Source organism: Agrobacterium sp. RAC06 (genome assembly GCF_001713475.1).
In the GTDB taxonomy this organism is placed as follows: Bacteria; Pseudomonadota; Alphaproteobacteria; order Rhizobiales; family Rhizobiaceae; genus Allorhizobium.
The window spans coordinates 3300178-3322556 of record NZ_CP016499.1 but is presented as its reverse complement, the minus strand read 5'-3'; the positions used below and the strand labels follow the sequence as shown (position 1 = coordinate 3322556).

The 22379-nt window shown below is 62.8% G+C and carries 23 protein-coding genes; 19 read left to right on the top strand and 4 right to left on the bottom strand.

Translation table 11 applies throughout. The features are described 5' to 3' along the window. Nucleotides 1-160 precede the first annotated feature (160 nt). Both BSY240_RS15970 and BSY240_RS15965 read left to right on the top strand, forming a co-directional pair. Nucleotides 161-742, top strand: coding sequence for a YqaA family protein (locus BSY240_RS15970; RefSeq protein WP_054149931.1), 582 nt, complete (start codon nucleotides 161-163; stop codon nucleotides 740-742). Nucleotides 743-753: 11 nt separating this feature from the next. Beyond that, on the top strand, nucleotides 754-1269 hold the full coding sequence (locus tag BSY240_RS15965) for a disulfide bond formation protein B (protein ID WP_054149930.1): 516 nt from the start codon (nucleotides 754-756) through the stop codon (nucleotides 1267-1269). A gap of 55 nt (nucleotides 1270-1324) precedes the next feature. Here BSY240_RS15965 and BSY240_RS15960 read toward each other — a convergent pair whose 3' ends face one another. Together BSY240_RS15960 and BSY240_RS15955 are read right to left on the bottom strand one after the other, a co-directional pair. Next, nucleotides 1325-1882 (bottom strand): HNH endonuclease, encoded by a 558-nt coding sequence (locus BSY240_RS15960; RefSeq protein ID WP_054149929.1) that lies wholly within the window; start codon nucleotides 1880-1882, stop codon nucleotides 1325-1327. Nucleotides 1883-1988: 106 nt separating this feature from the next. Continuing rightward, the gene (locus BSY240_RS15955; protein ID WP_069042936.1) at nucleotides 1989-2633 is read right to left on the bottom strand and encodes a DNA-3-methyladenine glycosylase family protein; all 645 of its coding nucleotides are present in this window, start codon (nucleotides 2631-2633) and stop codon (nucleotides 1989-1991) included. Between the two features lie 44 nt (nucleotides 2634-2677). On the opposite strand from BSY240_RS15955, the gene gluQRS reads away from it, so the two are divergent. Further along, nucleotides 2678-3574 (top strand): tRNA glutamyl-Q(34) synthetase GluQRS, encoded by an 897-nt coding sequence (gene gluQRS / locus BSY240_RS15950; RefSeq protein ID WP_069042935.1) that lies wholly within the window; start codon nucleotides 2678-2680, stop codon nucleotides 3572-3574. Here the strand turns inward: gluQRS and BSY240_RS15945 are convergent. Further along, nucleotides 3545-4435 (bottom strand): YihY/virulence factor BrkB family protein, encoded by an 891-nt coding sequence (locus BSY240_RS15945; RefSeq protein ID WP_069042934.1) that lies wholly within the window; start codon nucleotides 4433-4435, stop codon nucleotides 3545-3547. The genes gluQRS and BSY240_RS15945 overlap by 30 nt on opposite strands. Nucleotides 4436-4528: 93 nt before the next feature. Between BSY240_RS15945 and BSY240_RS15940 the strand changes: the two genes are divergently transcribed. From BSY240_RS15940 to BSY240_RS15885, 12 genes are all read left to right on the top strand, one after another. Then, nucleotides 4529-5353, top strand: coding sequence for an SDR family oxidoreductase (locus BSY240_RS15940; RefSeq protein ID WP_069042933.1), 825 nt, complete (start codon nucleotides 4529-4531; stop codon nucleotides 5351-5353). A 30-nt stretch (nucleotides 5354-5383) separates the two neighbouring features. Continuing rightward, nucleotides 5384-5581 (top strand): twin transmembrane helix small protein, encoded by a 198-nt coding sequence (locus tag BSY240_RS15935; RefSeq protein ID WP_006728764.1) that lies wholly within the window; start codon nucleotides 5384-5386, stop codon nucleotides 5579-5581. Nucleotides 5582-5585: 4 nt separating this feature from the next. Next, on the top strand, nucleotides 5586-6164 hold the full coding sequence (locus BSY240_RS15930; protein WP_054149925.1) for a cob(I)yrinic acid a,c-diamide adenosyltransferase: 579 nt from the start codon (nucleotides 5586-5588) through the stop codon (nucleotides 6162-6164). A 299-nt stretch (nucleotides 6165-6463) separates the two neighbouring features. After that, complete coding sequence (locus BSY240_RS15925) at nucleotides 6464-7321, top strand: rhomboid family intramembrane serine protease (RefSeq protein WP_069042932.1); 858 nt, start codon at nucleotides 6464-6466, stop codon at nucleotides 7319-7321. A gap of 174 nt (nucleotides 7322-7495) precedes the next feature. Next, complete coding sequence (locus BSY240_RS15920) at nucleotides 7496-8245, top strand: electron transfer flavoprotein subunit beta/FixA family protein (protein ID WP_054149923.1); 750 nt, start codon at nucleotides 7496-7498, stop codon at nucleotides 8243-8245. A 25-nt stretch (nucleotides 8246-8270) separates the two neighbouring features. After that, the gene (locus BSY240_RS15915) at nucleotides 8271-9200 is read left to right on the top strand and encodes an electron transfer flavoprotein subunit alpha/FixB family protein (protein ID WP_069042931.1); all 930 of its coding nucleotides are present in this window, start codon (nucleotides 8271-8273) and stop codon (nucleotides 9198-9200) included. A 141-nt stretch (nucleotides 9201-9341) separates the two neighbouring features. Further along, a complete protein-coding gene (locus tag BSY240_RS15910; RefSeq protein ID WP_054149921.1) occupies nucleotides 9342-10223 on the top strand; it encodes a 3-hydroxybutyryl-CoA dehydrogenase in 882 nt (293 codons plus the stop codon). A gap of 142 nt (nucleotides 10224-10365) precedes the next feature. Continuing rightward, nucleotides 10366-11349 carry a thiosulfate ABC transporter substrate-binding protein CysP gene (cysP, locus tag BSY240_RS15905; RefSeq protein WP_069042930.1) on the top strand — a complete coding sequence of 328 codons (984 nt, stop codon included), beginning with the start codon at nucleotides 10366-10368 and terminating at the stop codon, nucleotides 11347-11349. A 68-nt stretch (nucleotides 11350-11417) separates the two neighbouring features. Then, nucleotides 11418-12239: a sulfate ABC transporter permease subunit CysT gene (cysT, locus tag BSY240_RS15900; protein WP_054149919.1), complete on the top strand. Its 822-nt coding sequence runs from the start codon at nucleotides 11418-11420 to the stop codon at nucleotides 12237-12239. Nucleotides 12240-12242: 3 nt separating this feature from the next. Continuing rightward, the gene (gene cysW / locus BSY240_RS15895; protein WP_069042929.1) at nucleotides 12243-13133 is read left to right on the top strand and encodes a sulfate ABC transporter permease subunit CysW; all 891 of its coding nucleotides are present in this window, start codon (nucleotides 12243-12245) and stop codon (nucleotides 13131-13133) included. Beyond that, nucleotides 13130-14152: a sulfate/molybdate ABC transporter ATP-binding protein gene (locus BSY240_RS15890; RefSeq protein ID WP_054149917.1), complete on the top strand. Its 1023-nt coding sequence runs from the start codon at nucleotides 13130-13132 to the stop codon at nucleotides 14150-14152. The genes cysW and BSY240_RS15890 overlap by 4 nt, the downstream gene beginning before the upstream one ends. A gap of 112 nt (nucleotides 14153-14264) precedes the next feature. Next, nucleotides 14265-15824 (top strand): EAL domain-containing protein, encoded by a 1560-nt coding sequence (locus BSY240_RS15885; protein WP_171901581.1) that lies wholly within the window; start codon nucleotides 14265-14267, stop codon nucleotides 15822-15824. A 69-nt stretch (nucleotides 15825-15893) separates the two neighbouring features. Here BSY240_RS15885 and tlpA read toward each other — a convergent pair whose 3' ends face one another. Continuing rightward, nucleotides 15894-16556 carry a thiol:disulfide interchange protein TlpA gene (gene tlpA / locus BSY240_RS15880; protein ID WP_069042927.1) on the bottom strand — a complete coding sequence of 221 codons (663 nt, stop codon included), beginning with the start codon at nucleotides 16554-16556 and terminating at the stop codon, nucleotides 15894-15896. Nucleotides 16557-16580: 24 nt separating this feature from the next. On the opposite strand from tlpA, the gene argH reads away from it, so the two are divergent. The 4 genes from argH (at nucleotide 16581) to BSY240_RS15860 (ending at nucleotide 22355) form a co-directional block, all read left to right on the top strand. Beyond that, nucleotides 16581-17984, top strand: coding sequence for an argininosuccinate lyase (gene argH, locus BSY240_RS15875; protein WP_069042926.1), 1404 nt, complete (start codon nucleotides 16581-16583; stop codon nucleotides 17982-17984). Between the two features lie 109 nt (nucleotides 17985-18093). Next, nucleotides 18094-18282: an LPS translocon maturation chaperone LptM gene (lptM, locus tag BSY240_RS15870; RefSeq protein WP_054149963.1), complete on the top strand. Its 189-nt coding sequence runs from the start codon at nucleotides 18094-18096 to the stop codon at nucleotides 18280-18282. 13 nt (nucleotides 18283-18295) lie between these two features. Further along, nucleotides 18296-19564, top strand: a complete 1269-nt coding sequence (gene lysA / locus BSY240_RS15865; protein ID WP_054149913.1) for a diaminopimelate decarboxylase — start codon at nucleotides 18296-18298, stop codon at nucleotides 19562-19564. 133 nt (nucleotides 19565-19697) lie between these two features. Further along, nucleotides 19698-22355 (top strand): TIGR02302 family protein, encoded by a 2658-nt coding sequence (locus BSY240_RS15860; protein ID WP_069042925.1) that lies wholly within the window; start codon nucleotides 19698-19700, stop codon nucleotides 22353-22355. The last annotated feature ends 24 nt before the right edge of the window (nucleotides 22356-22379 follow it).

Here is a 22379-nt window from a genome sequence, read left to right as displayed (position 1 = left end):
AGCGCCGGACTATACGAGCCGGGGTGCAGCGGTCAACGCCTTTTTCGAGCATCCCTTCACGCAAACGTTCAACGCTCGCGTCCGACGCGGCGCCAGCACCATTTACAGGCAGCCATGCGCCCCCTAGAACGCCGTGAACCATCTACCCACGGAAGCCTCAATGCTGCGTCGTATGTATGATTGGACGATGTCGCTTGCCGGCACTCGCCACGCCGATCGGGCCCTTGCTGGCGTCTCGTTCATCGAAAGCTCCTTCTTTCCGATCCCGCCGGATGTCCTGCTCATCCCTATGGTCATCAAGCGCCGGGACCACTGGTTCAGGCTGGCCCTCCTCTGCACGCTCGCATCCGTCCTCGGTGCATTTCTCGGTTATGCCATCGGCATGTTCCTGTTCGAGGCAATTGGACGCCCTATCCTCGCCTTCTACGGCAAGGAGGATGCCTTCGAACAGGTGGCGGGCTGGTACAACACCTGGGGTGGCTGGGGGGTGCTCTTTGCTGCGATCACACCTTTCCCCTACAAGGTCCTAACCATCTTCTCCGGCGCCACGGGGCTGAATTTCCTGGTCTTCACCATTGTCAGCATCATTGGCCGCGCGTTCCGTTTCTTCCTCGTAGCCTTCCTGCTGAAGCTCTATGGCGAATCCATTCGCCTCTTCATCGAGAAATATCTCGGTCTTCTTTTTACCCTTTTTATGCTGCTGCTGATCGGCGGCTTCTACCTCGTGAAATTCGCCCTGTGAGAGTGTTGCAGATGAACTCGATCCTAATACCCCTGAAGTCCGATGGCGCGCTTGCCGCCTTGCTTACCTTCGGCATGGCGCTCGTCGTGGGCTCCGCGCTCGGCTTCGAGCATATCGGCGGCTATATCCCCTGTGCGCTCTGCCTGATGCAGCGTAATCCCTACTATATCGGCATTGGAATCGGCGTCCTGGCCGTCCTTTCAACCGTCTTCCGCCTGCCGCCAGTCGTCACGAAGCTCCTGCTGATCGCCATCGCCATCACCATGCTGATCAGCGTCGGCATGGGCATCTACCATTCCGGCGTCGAGTGGAAGTTCTGGGAAGGCCCGTCAACCTGCGCGATCGGCGCAACCGGTGGCGACACGCCCGTCAACGTTCTGGAAGCCTTGAACGCCACCAAGGCGCCCTCCTGCACCGAAGCGACGCTTCGCGTGCTCGGCCTGTCCTTTGCCGGCTGGAATGTGCTGACGAGTGCAGCCCTTGCCGCGCTTGCGCTCTGGGGCGTCTTCCGCAAGCCCGCTGTCTGAAGCGGATCCGAGGCGGCGCAATCCGTGCCGCCTTCAGCCGCGCTGCCGCCTGACCTCAAGGCTGCAGTTCGGTATCCCAGTAGAGATAGTCCATCCAGCTTTCGTGCAGGTAGTTCGGCGGGAAGAGCCGGCCGTTGTTGTGCAGATCCTGCACCGTCGGCCGGTAAGGTGCCTGATGCGGATGCATGCCGGCCTGCCTGGGGAGCTTCGATCCCTTGCGCAGATTGCACGGCGAGCAGGCGGCCACGACATTCTCCCAGGTCGTCTCGCCGCCATGGGCGCGCGGGATGACATGGTCGAAGGTCAGATCGTCGGGCGAACCGCAATACTGGCATTCGAACTTGTCGCGCAGGAAGACGTTGAAGCGGGTGAAGGCCGGATTCCGGGTCGGTTGAACATAGGTCTTGAGGCTAACCACGCTCGGCAGTCGCATCGAGAAACTCGGCGAGCAGACGGAGTGATCATACTCGGCGATGATGTTCACACGGTCGAGGAAGACCGCCTTGATCGCGTCCTGCCAGGACCAGAGCGACAAGGGATAATAACTCAGTGGCCGGTAGTCGGCATTCAGGACGAGCGCCGGCAGGGCCTGGGGAGAAACTGCAATCGTCAAGGGGTACTCCTGATCGATTCGGCATCTGCCCTTCTATATTAGGTCCGTTGTTACAGCATTGTGAAGCCTGAATCTTTGAGCCGCCTTGCGACCTCTCGGCGCGCCCTCAGCGGGGCAAGGCAGTGCGGCCTGTGATGCGGGCATAATGAGCCCAGAACAGCCTTGCGGCGACCGATCGGGCGGGCGCCCAGACTTCAGCCAGCTCCGCCACAAGTTCGGGGGCAGGCCGTTCTCCGGCGAAGAAAACATCGCCCACCGAGATCCGAAGTGCCACGTCGCCGACCGGGAAGATGTCCGGATGGCCGCCGCAGAACATCAGGTAAACCTCGGCCGTCCAGGGACCGATGCCCTTGAGCCCCGTCAGCGCCGCGATCGCGGTCTCCGCCGGCATTTCTGCCAGCTCGTCGAGCCGGAAGGGTCCACCGAGATCGGCCTTGGCGGCCTCTTCCAGCGCCTGCGCCTTGCCGCGCGACAGGCCGAATGTGCCGATCAGCTCGGGCCCGAGCGCCAGATAATCTTCCGCCAGCGGCCGGTTCCCCAGGACCGCCGTCATCCGCCGCCAGATCGCGTCGGCGCTGGCCCGCGACACCATCTGCGAGACGATGATCGAGGCGAGCCCCGCAAATCCCGGCGGCGACAGGCGAAGCGGCAGCGGACCGCAGGCGTCTGCGATCGGACAGAGCCGGGGATCGCGTGTCAGCAAAAGGGAAAGCCCCGCAGCGAGATCGGCCTCGCATCGGATCGTCGTCAAATCCGTCCCCTTTTCCTCATTCCACTCTCATGCGAAGGAAAAGCATGACCGAACGCGATCGTCAAACCACCGGACAGGATGCCCCCGTCTTTCGTTTCGCGCCGAGCCCCAATGGCCGGCTGCATCTCGGCCATGCGCTCTCTGCTTTTGTGAACGCCGATATGGCCGGAAAAACGGGCGGGCGCCTTCTGCTGCGCATCGAGGATATCGACCTGACGCGCTGCACGCCGGACTTCGAACAGGCGGTCATCGACGATCTCACCTGGCTCGGCATCCCCTTCGAACGGCCCGTCCGCCGCCAGTCGGAACACTTTCCCCTCTATCGCGAAGCTCTCGATAGGCTGCAAGCAATGGGGCTGGTCTATCCCGCATTTCTCACCCGCGGCGAGGTGAAGGCCCGTGTCTCAGCCTTCGAGCGCGAGGGTGGCCCCTGGCCACGCGACCCGGACGGCGCACCGCTCTATCCGACAGAGGAGCGCATGCTGTCCGAGGCCGAGCGGGGCGACAAACTGGCAACGGTCGAACGTTATGCCTGGCGGCTCGACATCGACAAGGCGCAGCGTCTCATCGAAAAACCTCTCACCTGGCAGGAAACCGGCGATGGGCCGACAGGCGAGATTGAGGCGGATCCGGCCGCCTGGGGCGATGTCGTGCTCTGGCGCTCCGACGCGCCTTCGAGTTACCATCTGGCCGTCACGTTCGATGATGCAGCCCAAGGCGTGACCAACGTCGTGCGCGGTCTCGACCTCTTCCATGCGACCTCGATCCATCGACTGCTGCAGACCCTGCTCGGCCTGCCCGTACCCGTCTACCACCATCACCGGCTGATCCTGGGGCCCGATGGCCGCAAGCTGTCGAAAAGCCTCGGCGACACGGCCTTGTCGGCGCTCAGGGCAGAGGGCAAGACGCCGTCAGATATTCGCGCCATGGTCGGGATTTGAGATCCCTGCGGGTGTCCCCTTCACCGGCACCACCCGGAATTTCATCAGTGCCGCGTTGAACTCCGCGCCGATGATGAAGATCGCGCCGACCATGTAGAGAAAGACCAGCACGATCATGATCGAGGCAAGACCGGCATAGGTCGCCGCATAATCGGCGAAGGACGCGAGGTAATAGGCGAAGAGAAGTGCGCCGACCAGCCAGAGCGCCAGCGTCAGGAGCACGCCGGGCAGAACGTCGATCAGTCGCCGCCGGCCGGCCGGCAGGCCGAGATGGAAGACCACGAGCGCCAGGACGAGGAAGAGAACGGTTCCGTAAACCCGCCAGTTGGCGACGGTCGCGAGAAAATCCTTGAGGAAGGGAAAGAGCTTTTCCGCATAGGCGAGCGCTACGGGCACGGCGACGAGGAGCGCGCTGATCGCCGCCAGCACGACGACGGCGGCCAGCACGAAACCGAGGCTGACGAGCCGCGTCACATACCACGGCCGCGTCTCCGCCACCCGGTAAGCGCGGTTGAGCGAGACGCGCAGCGCCTCCACCCCGTTCGAGGCGAAATAGGCGGCTGCCAGCACCGAGATGGTCAGAAGCCCACCGCGCGGAATGGTCAACACCTGCACCACCTGGTCGGACAGCGGCTTGGCGATGGTCTCCGGCCAGGTGTCGAAAATCAGATGCACCGCCGTCTCGGCGAACTGGTCGGCGCCGAGGAAACTCGCAAGCGCCGTGCCGAAGATCAGGAATGGAAAAAGCGCAAGAATAGCCGACAGCGCGACATGGCTCGCCATCGCCCAGCCGTCGTCCTCGGTGAAATGCCAGAACGCGTCAAAGCCGACCTTGTAGAGCATACGCAGGAAAGTCGGCATCCAGTCTCCTCAAGAACGCGGGGCACGATTGCAGGCTGGGGCCGAATATGGGAAACCCATCGCCGTTTGCAAAGCAATAACGAGGTTTTCCCCGTGAAGAGCATCATCGTCACCGGTTGTTCCTCCGGCATCGGCGCCTACTGTGCCGAGGCCCTCAAGCGCGACGGCTGGCGGGTCTTTGCGACGGTGCGCAAGCCGGAAGACCTGGGCGCGCTCGAGGCGAAGGGTATTGAGGCCCTCGTAATGGATTACACCGACACAGCCAGCATCGAAACCCTTGTCGCGACCGTGTTCGACCGCACAGGGGGCCGGCTCGACGCGCTGTTCAACAATGGCGCCTATGGCCAGGCGGGTGCGGTGGAGGATCTGCCGACGGAAGCGCTCAGGCAGCAGTTCGAGACAAATCTCTTCGGCTGGCACGACCTGACCCGTCGGGTGATCCCGGCGATGCGAGCGCAAGGATCAGGCCGCATCGTGCAATGCTCCTCGATCCTCGGCATCATCCCCTATCGCTGGCGCGGCGCCTATACGGCCTCGAAGTTTGCGCTCGAGGGCCTCTCGCTCACACTTCGTATGGAACTCGAGGGCTCCGGCGTGCAGGTGAGCCTGATCGAGCCCGGCCCGATCGAAAGCCGCTTCACCGCCAATGCGCTCCACCACATCCGCCGCGTGATCGACCTCGAAAACTCGGTTCATGCCGAGGACTACCGCCGGCAACTGGCGCGACTCGATGGCACAGGCCCCGTCAACCGCCACAAACTCGGGCCGGAGGCCGTCTACAAAGTCCTCACCCACGCCTTGACCGCCCGGCGTGCCCGCCCACATTATCTCGTGACCAAGCCGGCCAAGCAGGGGGCCCTGATCAAGCGCTGGCTTCCGGCCGACCTCTTCTATCGACTGATGCGCTCGCTGGACTGACCGGCGACGAACAAAGGCTCATCCCACGTTATGTCCACATTCACCTATGTCCTCGCCATCATCGTCATGGGGCTTGTCGCCCTCGTCCTCTTGCGAGGCCTCTTCAACATGCTGAAAGGCGGCGACGGCAATACATCCAACAAACTGATGCAGGCCCGTATCGTGCTGCAGGCGATCGCGATCGCGCTGATCATGCTCACACTCTGGCTGACGGGCGGGGGACGCTGAAACCATGGTCAAGCTCAACAAGATCTACACCCGCACCGGCGATGACGGCACCACGGCACTGGTGACAGGCCCGCGCCGCCTGAAGCACGACCTGCGCGTCGACGCCTATGGCACGATCGACGAGACGAATTCAGCGATCGGCATTGCCCGGCTCCATACGGGAGAGATGCCGGAACTCGATGCCATGCTGATGCGCATCCAGAACGACCTCTTCGACCTCGGCGCGGATCTCGCCGCCCCCGAAACCGGCGAGGTCCTCTCCTACGAGCCGCTCCGCGTCATCGAGGCCCAGGTCGACCGGATCGAGAAGGAAATCGACCAGCTGAATGCCGCTCTCGATCCGCTGAAATCCTTCATCCTGCCGGGAGGCACGCCCGCTGCAGCCTATCTGCACCTCGCGCGCACCACCTCGCGTCGTGCCGAGCGCATCATGGTCGAACTCTCCCGCTTCGACGGTGAGGAAGTCGGCGCACCGGCACTGAAATATGTGAACCGGCTGTCGGATTTTCTGTTCGTGGCAGCACGTCATGCGAATGACGGCGGCAAGGCGGATATTCTGTGGGTGCCGGGGAAGAACAGGTAGGCGACGACATTTCTCCCCCCTTGCGGGGGAGAAACCGAAATCGGGGAATTGGCCCGATCAGGGGCAAACCTCAGATTTCGCAAGAGGGGGCCTGCTGAGGTTTCTGCCCGCGCAACTTTGCCCCTCTCTTGGAAAATCTGAAGTTTAGGCGGCTTGCGCGGACCTCAAGCCTTCGATTTTCCGTCCTCCCCCGCTAAGGGGGAGGTGGGAGCCGCCTACATGGCAACCTCCCCCTGTCCCCATCCCCCAAGCTGCGCTAGGTTCTACGCACCCATCTCCGGCGAACCCGACGAGGCGCGATGTTCATTCCCCTGCACGACCGAAACGCGCTGAAGCACATCCGCAAGCAGTATGTGACCTTGGGGCTGATTCTCGCCAATGTCGTGACCCATGCGCTGGCGACACTGGCACCGGAGGCGCTCTACGAGATCGGGGTTTATGGCATGGGCTTCATACCGGCCGTCGCCTTCGATATTGCCGAGCTCGATCCGCGGCTGGTGCTGGTGCCGGAGGGGGCGACCTATGTCACCTATTCCTTCCTGCATGGCAGCTGGCTTCATCTGGGCTCCAACATGCTCTTCCTCTGGGTCTTCGGCGACAATGTCGAGGATGCGATGGGGCACTTCAAGTTCCTGTTCTTCTACCTTGCCTGCGCGGCCGCCGGCGCGCTCGTGCATGGGCTGGTTATGCCGGCGAGCGAAGCGCCGCTGATCGGGGCGTCGGGCGCGGTATCGGGCGTGGTTGCGGCTTATCTGATGCTGCACCCAAAGGTGCGCGTCTGGGTGCTGGTCTTCATGCGCTTTCCGCTGCCGCTCCCGGCCTTCATCCCGCTTCTCTTCTGGGTCGGCCAGCAATTCGTCATGCTGGTGATCGACGGTGACAGCAATGTCTCCTGGGGCGCGCATGTCGGCGGCATCATCGCCGGTGCGATCCTGGTGCTCTTTTTGCGACGTCCGGGTGTGCCGCTCTTCGATCGGGCGATCGTGACACCCAAGGCTGTCGAACACGCCGCGCCCACCGTGGATGTCGCCACAGTAGGCCCCTGGGGGCAAAGACCGGCCGGCGACACGAGAGCCTGGGAGAGGGACGAGGCAGAAAACGGCGCAAAAACCACGGCATCGCAACCGGTTCGCAAGGTCACCCACTGGGGACGATGACAAGAGGTCGCGGCGGCAAAGTATTGACGTGAACGTCAACGTAAATTATTGCTGTCCGTCAAACGGCATCGATCGTTGTGTTTGGGAAAAAAATGCGTATCGATGTCGCCAATCGACAAACGGCGGAGCGCATCAGCGCGCATTTTCCGGCAGAAGATTTGAAGAGAGGAACCCATGAAGATACTCGTCCCAGTCAAGCGGGTTGTGGATTACAACGTCAAGATCCGCGTCAAACCAGATGGTTCAGGCGTCGAGCTCGCCAACGTCAAGATGTCCATGAATCCCTTCGACGAGATCTCCGTCGAGGAGGCGCTGCGGCTGAAGGAAGCCGGCAAGGCCGAAGAAGTGGTGATCGTGTCGATTGGCCCGGCCAAGGCCGAGGAAACCATCCGCACCGCACTCGCCATGGGCGCTGACCGCGGCATCCTGATCGAGACAGACGAAGCCGTCGAGCCGCTCGCCGTAGCCAAGCTCCTGAAGGGCGTGGTCGAGGCTGAGGCTCCGGGCCTCGTCATCGTCGGCAAGCAGGCGATCGACGACGATTCGAACCAGACCGGCCAGATGCTGGCGGCTCTCCTCGGCTGGGGCCAGGCGACGTTTGCCTCCAAGCTCGAGCTTGGCGCTGACAAGGCGACCGTCACCCGCGAAGTCGACGGCGGTCTCCAGACCATCGACGTGAAGCTCCCGGCGATCGTCACCACCGACCTGCGTTTGAACGAGCCGCGCTACGCCTCGCTGCCCAATATCATGAAGGCCAAGAAGAAGCCGCTCGACAAGAAGGCCCCGGCCGACTTCGGCGTCGACGTCGCACCGCGCCTCAAGGTTCTGAAGACCGAGGAGCCGGGTGGCCGCAAGGCGGGCATCAAGGTGAAGTCGGTGGCAGAGCTTGTCGACAAGCTCAAGAACGAAGCCGGCGTATTGTAAGCGGAACGGACAGGAGAAACGTAAAATGGCTATTCTTCTTCTCGCAGAACACGACAACGCGACCGTCTCCGAACAGACCGCGAAGGCGCTCACGGCCGCCACCAAGATCGGTGGCGACGTGCATGTCCTGGTCGCCGGCTCCGGCGCCAAGGCTGCCGCCGATGCGGCTGCAAAGCTCTCGGGCGTCTCCAAGGTGCTGCTCGCCGACGACGCTTCGCTCGGCAACAACCTTGCAGAGCCGCTGGCGGCCCTCATCGTCTCGCTTGGCGGCTCCTACGACACGATCATTGCGGCCGCGACCTCGGTCGGCAAAAACGTGATGCCGCGCGTCGCAGCCCTGCTTGATGTCATGCAGGTCTCGGAAATCACTGAAGTGGTCTCTGCCGACACCTTCAAGCGTCCGATCTATGCCGGCAACGCCATCCAGACCGTGCAGTCGACCGATCCCAAGAAGGTGATCACCGTTCGCACAGCCTCCTTCGCCGCTGCCGGTGAAGGTGGGTCTGCTGCCGTAGAAAGCATTGCTGCCGCTGCAAACACCGGCGTATCCAGCTATGTTTCCGATGCGCTGTCCTCGTCCGACCGCCCGGAACTGGCCTCGGCCAAGATCATCATTTCCGGTGGCCGTGCGCTTGGCTCCTCGGAGAAGTTCCAGGAAGTGATCCTGCCTGTAGCCGACAAGCTGGGTGCCGCCGTCGGCGCATCTCGTGCGGCCGTCGATGCAGGCTATGCCCCGAACGACTGGCAGGTTGGCCAGACCGGCAAGGTGGTTGCCCCGCAGCTCTACATCGCCTGCGGCATCTCCGGTGCCATCCAGCACCTCGCCGGAATGAAGGACTCGAAGGTCATCGTCGCGATCAACAAGGACGAGGAAGCACCGATCTTCCAGGTTGCCGATTACGGCCTCGTCGCCGACATCTTCGAGGCCCTGCCGGAGCTCGAGAAGGCGCTCTGATCGCCCTTTCGCAACTGCGAAAGGACTGGTCAAAGAAACCTTTGCGGTCTATCAATCAGCCGGGTCCGCGATGAGCGGGTCCGGCATTTTTGTCGGTGCCATCTTCTTGAGTGAAGACGAGAACGGGTGAGGAGCGAGACGATGACGGACAAGATCAGCAATGTGGGTGTCGTGGGTGCCGGCCAGATGGGCTGTGGCATTGCCCAGGTCGCCGCCGCCGCCGGCTACAAGGTCACGATCTACGATCTCTCCAAGGAGAGGATCGAGGCAGGCCTCGCTACCATCAACGGCAACCTCGCCCGACAGGTCACCAATGGCAAGATCACTGACGAGGATCGCAAGGCCGCACTCGCGCTGATCTCCGGCTCGTCGGACGTCAACGACCTCGCTCCATCAGATCTCGTGATCGAGGCAGCGACCGAGGATGAAACTGTCAAGCGCAAGATCTTCGCGACACTCTGCCCGGTTCTGAAGCCAGAGGCACTGATTGCAACGAATACCTCGTCGCTCTCGATTACCCGGCTCGCCTCGGCCACCGACCGGCCGGAGCGTTTCATGGGCATCCATTTCATGAACCCGGTCCCGGTCATGAAGCTCGTAGAACTGGTGCGCGGCATCGCAACCGATGAAACCACCTTCGCCACCGCCAAGGACTTCGTCTCCTCGCTCGACAAGACGATCACGGTCGCCGAAGACTTCCCGGCATTCATCGTCAACCGCATCCTGCTGCCGATGATCAACGAGGCGATCTACACGCTGTATGAAGGCGTCGGCTCGGTCGAAGCGATCGACACGGCAATGAAGCTCGGCGCCAACCACCCGATGGGCCCGCTGCAGCTTGCCGATTTTATCGGTCTCGATACGTGCCTCTCGATCATGCAGGTGCTGCATGAGGGCCTCTCGGACTCGAAGTACCGTCCCTGCCCGCTGCTGGTCAAATATGTCGAGGCCGGCTGGCTGGGTCGCAAGTCGGGCCGCGGCTTTTACGACTACCGCGGCGAAGTGCCGGTTCCGACGCGCTGATGGACCATTCCGGCGGGGGCCCCTCCGGCGGAAAGATATTTGCCCCTCCGGGCAATCATTGGTCGGCCATTCCTCGGAAGGGGCGGGCCGACCCTCTAGTTTGCGGGGCAGATAGATCCCCCGCATCCCGGAGTACCAGTCCATGAAACGCCTCCTACTCTTGAGCGCCGCCCTCGCCGCCCTGTCCCTGCCGGTTTCGGCCAGCGCCGCAGACAAGCTGCTCAACGCCTCCTATGACATCGCCCGCGAGATCTTCGCCGCCCAGAACGAAGCCTTCATCAAGGCCAATCCGGGCGTCAGCATCGATCAGTCGCATGGCGGTACCTCGCGCCAGGCACGCGCCATCGTTGAGGGTCTGGAAGCCGACGTCGTCACCTTCAACCAGGTGACGGACGTCGAATTCCTGGCCAAGAACGGTTTCATCAACGAAGGCTGGCAGTCGGAATTCCCGAACAATGCCTCGCCCTTCTATTCCTTCCCGTCCTTCCTGGTACGCGCCGGCAACCCGAAGAACATCAAGGACTGGGACGATCTCGCCCGCGACGACGTCCAGGTGATCTTCCCCAACCCGAAGACCTCGGGCAATGCCCGCTACACCTATCTGGCGGCAACGGCCTATGCGAAGGAGAAGTTTGCCGGCGACGAGGCCAAGGTGACGGAATTCGTCGAAAAGATCTTCGACAACGTGCCGGTCTTCGACACCGGTGGCCGCGCCGCGACGACGACCTTCGTCGAGCGCGAGACCGGTGACGTGATCATCACCTTCGAAGCCGAGACCAAGTCAATCGCCAAGCAGTATGGCGAGGACAAGTTCCAGCAGGTCGTGCCGTCGGTGAGCCTGCTTGCCGAATTCCCGGTCGCGATCGTCGACAAGGTCGCCGATGCCAAGGGAAGCCAGGAACTCTCCAAGAAGTATCTCGACTTCCTCTATTCGCCGGAAGGTCAGAAGATCGCCGCCGATTTCGGCCACCGCGTCCATGACGAGACGGTCGCTGCCGAATACAAGGACCAGTTCCCCGAGATCCGTCTCGTCACCGTCGAAGACGTCTTCGGCGGCTGGGCCAAGGTTTCCGAGGAGCATTTCGCAGAGGGTGCCATCCTTGATGGGATCTATGGCAGCCGCTAAGCACGGTCTCCAATCGATTTCAGGACCGGCGGATCATCCGCCGGTTTTCTCATGAAAGGACGACGACGTTGAAACGCCGCGTATTGCCGGGCTTCAGACTGTCCCTCGGGATCACGCTGGTCTATGCCGCGATCATCATCCTGTTGCCGCTGGCAGCCCTGATTTTCAAGGCCGCGAGCCTCGGACCCGCAGACTATTGGCGCATCGTCTCTTCCGAACGCGCTGTGGCGAGTTATGGCGTGACGATCGGCTCGGCGCTGGTCGCGACCTTGTTCAACCTCGTCTTCGGCCTGGCGCTCGCCTGGGTGCTGGTGCGCTATCGTTTCCCAGGGCGCCGCATTGTCGATGCGCTGGTCGACCTGCCGTTTGCGCTGCCGACGGCCGTCGCTGGCATTTCGCTCACCACCCTGTTTGCCTCCAACGGCTGGTTTGGCGCAGCACTGGGCGAGATCGGCATCAAGGTCGCCTATACGCCGCTCGGCATCATGATTGCCATGGCATTCACCAGCCTGCCCTTCATCGTGCGCACGGTACAGCCGGTGCTTGAAGAGCTCGATCCGGCGCTCGAAGAGGCCGGCCAGACGCTCGGCTCCAGCGACCTTTCGATCTTCCGCCGCGTGATCCTGCCACTTCTGACGCCGGCGCTGCTTGCCGGCACATCGCTCGCCTTCGCCCGCAGCCTCGGCGAATTCGGGGCGATCATCTTCATTGCCGGCAATCAGCCCTTCTCGACCGAGATCACGGCACTTCTCGCCTTCATCCGACTCGAGGAATACGACTATCCAGCCTCCGCCGCGATCGCCTCCGTCATGCTGATCGCCGCCTTCGTGATGCTGGCGGTCACCAACTACATGCAGGCCCGCGCGCTGCGCTACACGGTGAAAGGCTGAACCATGAGCCACGTCACGAACAATCGACGCCCGCCACGCGTCGGCGATGCGCCCCTCTTCAAATACACGCTGATCGGCATGGTCCTCGTGCTTGTGGCCTTTTTCGTCGTAGCGCCCCTGGCGGTCATCGGCATCCAAGCGTTTTCCAGGGGGCTTCCCTATTTCCTGGAGACGATCGCAGACCCCGACACGCGTCATGCGATCTGGCTGACGGTACTGACAGCGCTGATCGCGGTGCCGATCAACACTATCTTCGGCGTGGCCGCCGCCTGGGCGATCACCAAGCACGATTTTCGCGGCAAGCGCTTGCTCACCATCCTGATCGAGATCCCCTTCTCGGTCTCGCCGGTCGTGGCAGGCGTCGCCTATCTCTTCGTCTATGGCCTGCAGGGAATTTTCGGCCCCACCCTCGACAGCGCCGGGCTGAAGGTTCTCTTTGCCCTGCCGGGCATCGTGCTCGCCTCAATGTTCGTGACGGCACCCTTCGTCGCCCGTGAACTGATCCCACTGATGCAGGCGCAGGGGCGCGATCTCGAGGAGGCCGCAACCTCGCTGGGCGCAAGCGGTTTGCGCACCTTCCTGTCGGTGACGCTGCCCAACATCAAATGGGCCATGCTCTATGGTGTGGTGCTCTGCAATGCCCGTGTCATGGGTGAATTCGGCGCCGTGTCGATCGTCTCCGGCAACATCCGTGGCCAGACCAACACGCTGCCGCTGCATATCGAGCTGCTTTACCAGGACTACAACGCCGTCGGCGCCTTCGCTGCCGCCTCAATGCTCGCCGCGCTGGCACTGGTAACGCTCGTGGCCAAGGTTCTGCTCGAACGCCAGGGCGCAGGACGCCGGAACCGACCGGCCACGCTCGCCGGCAATACTTCGGAGATGAATTCGTGAACATTCGCCTCGACACGGTCGTCAAGACCTTCGAAACCTTCCGCGCCGTGCATGGCGTCTCCCTCGACATCAAGAGCGGCGAACTCGTGGCGCTGCTCGGCCCTTCGGGCTCCGGCAAGACGACCATCCTGCGCATGGTGGCCGGCCTGGAATTTGCCGATGGCGGCCAGATCCATTTCGGAGAAGAGGATGCGACAAACATTCCCGTGCGCGACCGCGGCGTCGGCTTCGTGTTCCAGCACTACGCGCTGTTTCCGCATATGACCGTGGCCGAGAACATCGCCTTCGGCATGAAGGTGTCGAAGGTAAAGCGCTCGACGGCCGAAATAGACCGTCGTGTCGAAGACCTGCTTTCCCTCGTCCAGCTTTCCGGTCTCGGCGAACGTTTCCCCGGCCAGATCTCCGGCGGCCAGCGGCAGCGCGTGGCACTCGCCCGTGCACTCGCCGTCGATCCGCGCGTGTTGCTGCTCGACGAGCCCTTCGGCGCACTCGACGCCAATGTCCGCCGCGACCTGCGCCGCTGGCTGCGCTCGATCCATGACGAGCTGGGCATCACCACGCTCTTCGTCACCCATGACCAGGAAGAGGCACTCGACCTCGCCGACCGCGTGGTGATCCTTGAGAAGGGTAAAATCGTTCAGCAGGGCACGCCGGAAGAGGTCTGCCGCCATCCCGCCAATGCCTTCGTCATGCGCTTCCTCGGTGACACCAACACGCTGAAGGCGAGTGTATCGAATGGACAGGCGACCGTCGGCAACATGACCTATGCCGCGGAAGGTTTGAAGGACGGGCCGGCCGAGCTTCTTTTCCGTCCGACTGATGTCGTGTGGAGCGACGACGCATCGAAGGGTGTGGCAGCGACAATCCAGCGGGTTCTTGACCGCCCGGGCTCGCGCCGGGTGCTGGCCAAGACCGCGGGCGACACGATCGTCGAATTCGACGTGTCCCCCGACTTCGCCAAGGCGAAGGGCGATCAGGGCTTCATCGAAATCCTGCGGCCGCGGATTTACGAGCTGTGAGCCAAGCTCCGCGCTGCTCTCCTGATTGTGAATGATCCAGAGACGGTTCAGGCTTGGGTCTTTGAGCCAATCTTAAGGATTGTTTGCCAGCCTTGCCATCATGGGTGGCAGCGTGACGACGAGAGTTCGACTGAAATTGACCGCAGCGTCCCTCGCGCTTGCGGCGCTCGTCGCTGGCAGTCTTTGGCTGATCGCGCAGTCTTTCGTCGCTCAGGCGAACCGGCAGCAACTGAATGACATATTGACGGCCGCTGTGATCCGGCTGGAACGCCAGATCGATCTTGCAGTCATGAGCATGGGCGAGCTTGGCGCACAGGGTCCCTATGGCTGCTCGCCGTCCGTCAACAAGGCCATTGAAGACATAGCCTTCCGTTCCGTCTCCATCCGGGAAATCCGTGTTTCCTCGGCAAAGGCGACATGTTGGGCCGACAATGCCCATGAACAGGTCTTTCAGGCGGCCCTCGCTGCTTCCGATCCAGTGCCCGCAATCAATCCCGCCTATGAACTGGCTCCCATCGAGGCCGAGGAATGGAAAGGCCTGATGGTGCGATGGACGACCGAGGATGGCAGCCTGACCGCCTTCCTCGCCACGGCAGGCCTTCTCTTCGACATCCTGCCCGGCGAGCTGCGCGACCATGCCCTGATGGAGATGACGCTCAGCAATCAGCAGGTCGTATCGAGCTACGAGCCAGAGGGTGCTGCCGGACTGGACGGACCGTTTGGCGAATTCATGAAAGCCTCCGAGCGCTATCCCATCCGCGTCAGGCTGATGATCGAAGAAGCTGTCATCGGGTCCTGGAACAGCAGCTTCGGCAGCGACATCATCGTGATCGCCGGGCTGTTTTCGCTCGGACTGGGTTATCTCGGCGCCAGAGGTCTGGTGCGTCCGCCAACGCCGCTGCGGCAGCTGGACGACGCTCTTTCCAGAGGACATGTGCATCCGGTCTACCAGCCGCTCTTCTGCCTTGCGACCGGCCGGATGACCGGTTTCGAAATGCTGGCACGCTGGACCAAGCCCGATGGCGGCAGCGTCTCGCCGGCAGTCTTCATTCCGCTGGCCGAGAACAATGGTCGGATCGACACGTTGACATCAGTCCTCCTCGGCAGGGCAGGCTCAGAGATCGGCGACTTGCTCCGACGCCACGAGACACTCAAGCTTTCGTTCAACGTGACCCCGGACCAGCTTCTCGGTGCAGGATTTGTCGAAAATCTGGCCGCAATGATCGCAAAAGCCGGATTGAACCCCACCCAGCTAGTCATCGAGATCACGGAACGTCAGCCGATTTCCGACTTCGAGTCTGCATTGCAGGTTGCGCGGGAACTGGCAACGCTTGGCATCAGGCTGGCGATCGACGATGCAGGAACCGGGCATAACGGACTTTCATCGCTTCATGCCCTTCAGGCCCAGTATCTGAAGATCGACAAGTACTTCGTCGACAGCGTGGCCCTGGACAGGAAGTCCAGCGTTCTGGTCGAAGCATTGATCTCGCTTGCCGAGAAATTCGGCATGGAGGTCGTGGCCGAAGGGATAGAGACCGAAGAACAGCGGAGCAAGCTCCTGGACCTCGGCATCAAGGAGGGTCAGGGTTATCTCTACGCCAAGCCTTTGCCGGCGAGCGACCTGATTGCCAGGGTCGAGAATAGCCTGACGCCTCTGCCGAAAGCAGCCTAGTGAGCGAGCACGGCGCCGTCTGCCGAGCAAGGCCGGACAGCTTCCCTCACCTCATGCGCTAGAATTCGGTCACTGCGTCGCGGCAGCCGTCACCAGCGCCTTGGCGTCCGCGCCGTCCCAAACGGCAGGGCCGTTCATGCTGCCAAGCAGACAGCCCTTGCCGTCTACGAGCAATGTTACCGGCAGGCCGAAGGCAAGCCCCTCGCGCTTCAGCGTATTGAAGACACCCATGGAGGCGTCGCGATAGAGGCCGAGTGCGTCGACGCCGGTTTCCTCGAGGAAGGTCTGCGGCTTTTCGACATCGCCGGTGTCGATGTTGATGGCGAGTACCTGGAAGGCTTCCCCACCAGTTGCCTCCTGCAGGTTGTTGAGGGCGGGCATTTCCTCGCGGCAGGGCACACACCAGGTGGCCCAGAGATTGATGAGCACCGTCTTGTCGGCGAAGTTTGCCATGGTCATCGGTGTACCTTCCTTGTCCTGGAAGGTAAGACCCTGGATGAGCTTCGGTTCGCTGACGGGGATCATCGCTGCGACATCGCCTTTCAGATAGGGCGTGATGGCTTCTGCCCTGGCGACAGAACCCTCGCATTGCGCGGCATACGCTGTCTCCACGGCATTGCCAGACATGGTCTGCTTCACGTATACCGCAGCCGCGCCGGCGACGATGCCGGCTACCGCCGCAATCGCAACCAGCTTGGTGGGGAAGAGACCCTCAGGTCTTTTTTCTGTCATGTCATTCTCCAGGACGGGCACTTCATGGCCGAGGACTTTACAGACACCAAATCCTCCAACCAGATGTGGGGCGGTCGCTTCGCCTCGGGCCCTTCGGCCATCATGGAGGAGATAAATGCCTCCATCGGTTTCGACAAGAAGCTTTACGCCCAGGATATCCGCGGCTCAAAGGCGCATGCGACCATGCTGGCGCACCAAGGCATTATCTCGAACGAAGATAAAGACAAGATCCTTCACGGCCTGGACACGATCCTGTCAGAGATCGAGGGCGGTCAGTTCGTCTTCTCGCGCAAGCTCGAAGACATCCATATGAACGTCGAGGCCCGCCTCGCCGAGCTGATCGGCCCGGCCGCTGGTCGCCTGCACACGGCCCGCTCGCGCAACGACCAGGTGGCACTCGATTTCCGCCTCTGGGTGAAGGAAGAGCTGCAGAAGACGGAACAGGCATTGTCCGGCCTGATCGCGGCCTTCCTCGACCGCGCCGAAGAACATGCAGACACCGTGATGCCTGGCTTCACACATCTCCAGACGGCCCAGCCGGTGACCTTCGGTCATCACTGCATGGCCTATGTCGAGATGTTCGGCCGTGACCGCCAGCGCGTGCGCCACGCCATCGAACATCTGGACGAAAGCCCGATCGGTGCTGCAGCGCTTGCCGGCACAGGCTACAACATCGACCGCCACATGACGGCGAAGGCGCTTGGCTTCCGCGAGCCGACCCGCAACTCGATCGACACCGTCTCCGACCGCGACTTTGCACTGGAATTCCTGTCGATCGCCTCGATCTGCGCGGTACATCTGTCGCGGCTCGCCGAAGAAATCGTCATCTGGTCGACGCCGCAATTCGGCTTCATCCGGCTGTCGGACGCGTTTTCGACCGGCTCCTCGATCATGCCGCAGAAGAAGAACCCGGACGCCGCCGAACTGGTGCGCGCCAAGACCGGCCGCATCAACGGCTCGCTGATTGCGCTTCTGACCGTGATGAAGGGCCTTCCGCTCGCCTATTCCAAGGATATGCAGGAAGACAAGGAACAGGTCTTCGACGCCGCCGAAAGCCTGGAACTGGCGATTGCCGCCATGACCGGCATGGTCACCGACATGACCATCCGCACCGACCGCATGAAGGCGGCTGCCGGTTCGGGTTACTCGACCGCGACCGATCTGGCCGACTGGCTGGTCCGCGAAGCCGGCCTGCCCTTCCGTGATGCGCACCATGTGACCGGCAATGCGGTTGCCATGGCCGAGAGGAAGGGCTGCGATCTAGCCGAGCTTTCGCTGGAAGAACTCAAGAGCATCAATGCGGCAATCACGGCCGACGTCTTCAACGTCTTGACGGTGGAAGCCTCGGTCGCGAGCCGCAAGAGCTTTGGCGGAACCGCGCCCTCGGAAGTGCGCAAGCAGATTGCCTGGTGGCGGGCCAGAAACTGATAAGGCAACCGATCACGCGAACGCTTGCCAATCATCACGAGATCAGGGGTGCACAAGCGCCCCTTTTTTCGCTAGAGCCTAGAGCAACAACATTTCTATGGACCGGGTCATGGTGAATTCGCTGAAACGCACGACGCTTACGCTCTCTATTGCGCTGGCCGCCTCGCTGGCTCTGTCCGCCTGCGGCCGCAAGGGCGATCTCGATCCGCCGAGCACCCCTGCCAGCCAGCAGAACCAGCGTGGCGCCGAGGCGCCGGCAACGCCGGACAGCCCCTTCCTTCTCGATCCGCTTCTTTGACAGGGCTTAACCCGTGAACCACTTCGAGTATCGCGACGGCGTTCTTTACGCCGAAGGCGTGGCCATTCCCGAAATCGCACGTGCCGTCGGCACGCCCTTCTACTGCTATTCGACCGCGACGCTGGAGCGCCACTACAAGGTCTTCGCAAAAGCCTTCGACGGCGTCGATGCCCTCGTCTGCTACGCGATGAAGGCCAATTCCAACCAGGCCGTCCTGAAGACGCTGGGTCGCCTCGGCGCCGGCGTGGACGTGGTCTCGGAAGGCGAACTCCGCCGCGCGCTGGCAGCCGGCATCCCGGCAGAGCGCATCATGTTCTCCGGCGTCGGCAAGACGCCGAGCGAGATGGATTTGGCGCTCGAAGCCGGCATCTACTGCTTCAACGTCGAGAGCGAGCCGGAACTGGAAATCCTGAACCAGCGCGCTATCAAGGCCGGCAAAAAGGCGCATGTCTCCTTCCGCATCAATCCTGATGTCGATGCCAAGACCCATGCTAAGATTTCGACCGGCAAGAAGGAAAACAAGTTCGGCATTTCCTATGAGCGCGCGCGTGCCGTCTATGCACGGGCGGCGACGCTGGACGGCATAAAGGTTTCCGGGATCGACATGCATATCGGCAGCCAGATCACCGATCTGCAGCCCTTCGAAGACGCCTTCCGCCTGCTGCGCGAGCTCGTCGAGACGCTGCGCGGCGACGGCCACACCATCGATCACGTCGATGTCGGCGGTGGCCTTGGCATTCCCTACAAGGACGACAACAACCCGCCGCCGGAGCCGGATGCCTATGCCCGGATCGTCAAGGACCAGCTGTCGAGCCTCAACTGCCGCATCGTCACCGAGCCCGGCCGCCTGATCGTCGGCAATGCCGGTATCTTGGTGACCGAGGTCATCTATGTGAAGGACGGCGGCGACAAGACCTTCGTCATCGTCGACGGGGCGATGAACGACCTGATCCGCCCGACGCTCTACGAGGCCTATCACGAGATCAAACCCGTGGTGATTTCGGCAGCGAACGCCCCGCGTATCAAGGCCGATGTCGTGGGCCCCGTCTGCGAGACCGGCGACTACCTGGCGCTCGACCGCGAGATGGCGATGCCGAAGCCCGGCGATCTGATCGCTGTCGGTTCGGCTGGTGCCTATGGCGCCGTGCAGGCCGGCACCTACAACACCCGCCGGCTGGTGCCGGAGGTGCTGGTGAACGGCAACGAGTTCCACGTGATTCGCCCGCGTCCGACCTATGAGGACCTGATCGCGCTCGACAGCGTGCCCGACTGGTTGGCCTGATCCATTCACAATTCGGCGATGAGGCGGGAAAAGCTTGCCGCTTTTCCTTGCCGCCCTCGTCTTCGCCACAAAGACTGCTATCTTCGAGAACAATCAGCCGTGACGATGCGCGGCGCTCTCGGAGACCAGACGGATGAGCTCTTCCCGCCCGGCCGGCCACAGGAAAGGCGCCTTCAAGGACGACCCGAAGCTTGCGCGGCGCGTCGGCGTCAAACGTGTGCTCGCACGGTCCGTGCTGTTTGCCGAGCGGCTGTTGCCGCTCTTCCTGCCGGTCGCGGGCATTGCCGCCCTCTTCGTCGCGCTTGCCTGGTTCGGCGTTTATCGTGAGGTCCCGGATCTCGTCCGCCTAGCGATCGTCTTTATCCTAGTCTTTGCCTTTGTCGCCTCCTTCCTGCCCTTCCTGAAGCTACGCTTGCCGAGCATTCCGGAAGCGGACAGGCTGCTCGAGGAGCGCAATGGCCTCGCCCACCAGCCGGTGGCGGTGCAGGACGATCAGCTCTCCGCCGAGACACCCTTTGCTCGCGCGCTCTGGCAGGAACACCAGCGGCGCATGGCCGAGCGGATTGCCGCCCTCGACGCCGGTATGCCGCAGCCCGACATCGCCCGCTACGACCGTTATGCCCTGCGCGCCGTGCCGGCCCTGCTCTTTGTCACGGCACTCGCCTATTCCGGCTCCAATGGCGCAGGCCAGATTGCCGATGCCTTCCGCCAGCATGTGCCGGAAAGCGAGGCACCAGCGATCCGTATCGACGCCTGGATCACCCCACCCGGCTATACAGGTCAGCCGCCGGTCTTCCTCTCGGGTCTCGGCACCCAGGACGCAGCCGGCGTGACCGTGCCGCAGAAGTCAAAGGTGACGGTGCGTATCAGCGGTGGGCCGTCGGAAGAGAAGGTTCTCTTCGTCCAGCAATCGGATGGCGCCGTTCTCGACGTAGCCGAGAAGGACGATGCAGCCCGCAGGCCCACGGCCGGCTCCGAGATCGACGCAAGCAGTCAGACGGCTGTCCCGACGCCGCCCCCAGCGCCGGCGCCGAACGCCCCTATGGTGGCGCGCACCCATGAGCTGGAACTGAACGAGGCCGGCGAATTGCGGGTTGCCGACCGGACCTGGACGATCGGCGTCACACCGGACAGAGCACCCGAGATTGCCTTTGACGGCACGCCGCGCCGCGCGATCAACGGGGCGCTCGAAATCGCCTTTACCGCCAAGGACGACTACGGCCTGCGCGGGGCCCATGCCGAGATCCTGCCGCTGGAAGAGCAAGCAGATGCGACGCCGCTTTACCCGCATCCGGACTACAAGCTCGACCTGCCGCGCCACAATGCCCGCGACACAAAGGGCGTGGCGAGCCGCAACATCACCGAGCATCCGCTTGCCGGCCAGATGGTGAAGATCACTTTGGTGGCGACCGATGGCGCCGGCCAGACTGGTCGTAGCGAGCCGATCGAGATGCTGCTGCCCGGCCGCAATTTCAACGAGCCGCTCGCCGCAGCCGTTGCCGAACAGCGCAAGGTCTTCGCCCTCGACACCCGCCAGATGCCGCAGGCGATCGCGCTGAACGAGGCGCTGGTGCTCCGCGCCGACGAGACGATCCCGGATCTCGGCAATTTCATTGCGATAGAAAGCGCCCGCGCGCGCATGAACATGGCGCGCGGCGAAGAACAGCTGAAGGACACGGCAGACTATCTCTGGGAAATCGCGCTCGGCATCGAGGACGGCGACCTGTCGCTGGCCGAACGCCGTCTGCGCGACGCCCAGCAGGCTCTGTCCGATGCCTTGGAGAACGGCGCTTCCGACGAGGAAATCCAGCGGCTGATGGCAGAGCTGCGCTCGGCGATGCAGGAATTTCTCCAAGCCCTGGCGCAGCGCATGCCCAACCAGCAGGGCGAACCGCAGCAGAATGCGCAGAACATGCTGCGTCAGCAGGATCTCGACAACATGCTCGACCAGCTGGAGAACCTCGCCCGTTCCGGCAACCGCGACCAGGCACAGCAACTGCTCTCGGAACTGCAGCGGATGATGAACAACCTGCAGGCCGGACGCCCGCAGCAGGGCCAGCAGCAGCAGAACAGCGAGGCCCGCCGCCAGATCGACAAGCTCGGCGAGATCATGCAGGAGCAGCAGCGGCTGATGGACGAGACTTTCCGTCTGGATCAGGCGCTGCGCGACCGCATGCAGCGCGGCGACCCGCAGCAGGGCGAAGAAGGCGCCGAGGGCCAGCAGCAACAGGGCCAGCAAGGACAGCAGGGCGAGCAGGGTCAGCAGGGCCTGGACGGCATGACCGCCGAACAATTGCGCGAGGCGCTCAGGCAGCTGCGCGAACAGCAGGAACAGCTTGGCCAGCAGCTTGGCGAATTGCAGGAAGGCCTCGAAGGCATGGGCATGGAGCCCGGCCCCGGTTTCGGCGAAGCCCAGCAGGAAATGCAGGGCGCCGGCGAGGCGCTTGGCCAGGGTCAGGGCGGCCCGGCCGTCGAAGGCCAGGGACGCGCCATGGAGGCGCTTCGCCAGGGCGCTCGCGACATGATGAACCAGATGATGCAGGCCCAGCAGGGCGAGGGTGGCCAGGGTCCGCAGATGGGTCAGGGCCAGGGCAATCAGGATGGTCGCGATCCGCTCGGCCGCCCCCGCGCCACCAGCGGCCCGGATTTCGGCGAGCAGGTCAAGGTTCCCGACGAGATCGACGTGCAGCGTGCTCGTGAGATCCTTGAAGCCATCCGCGAAAAGCTCGGTGAGAATTCGAGCCCCGAGATCGAGCGGCGTTATCTGGAGCGATTGCTCGACATCCAGTGAGGCCGTAGCGGTTTTGCAGAAACG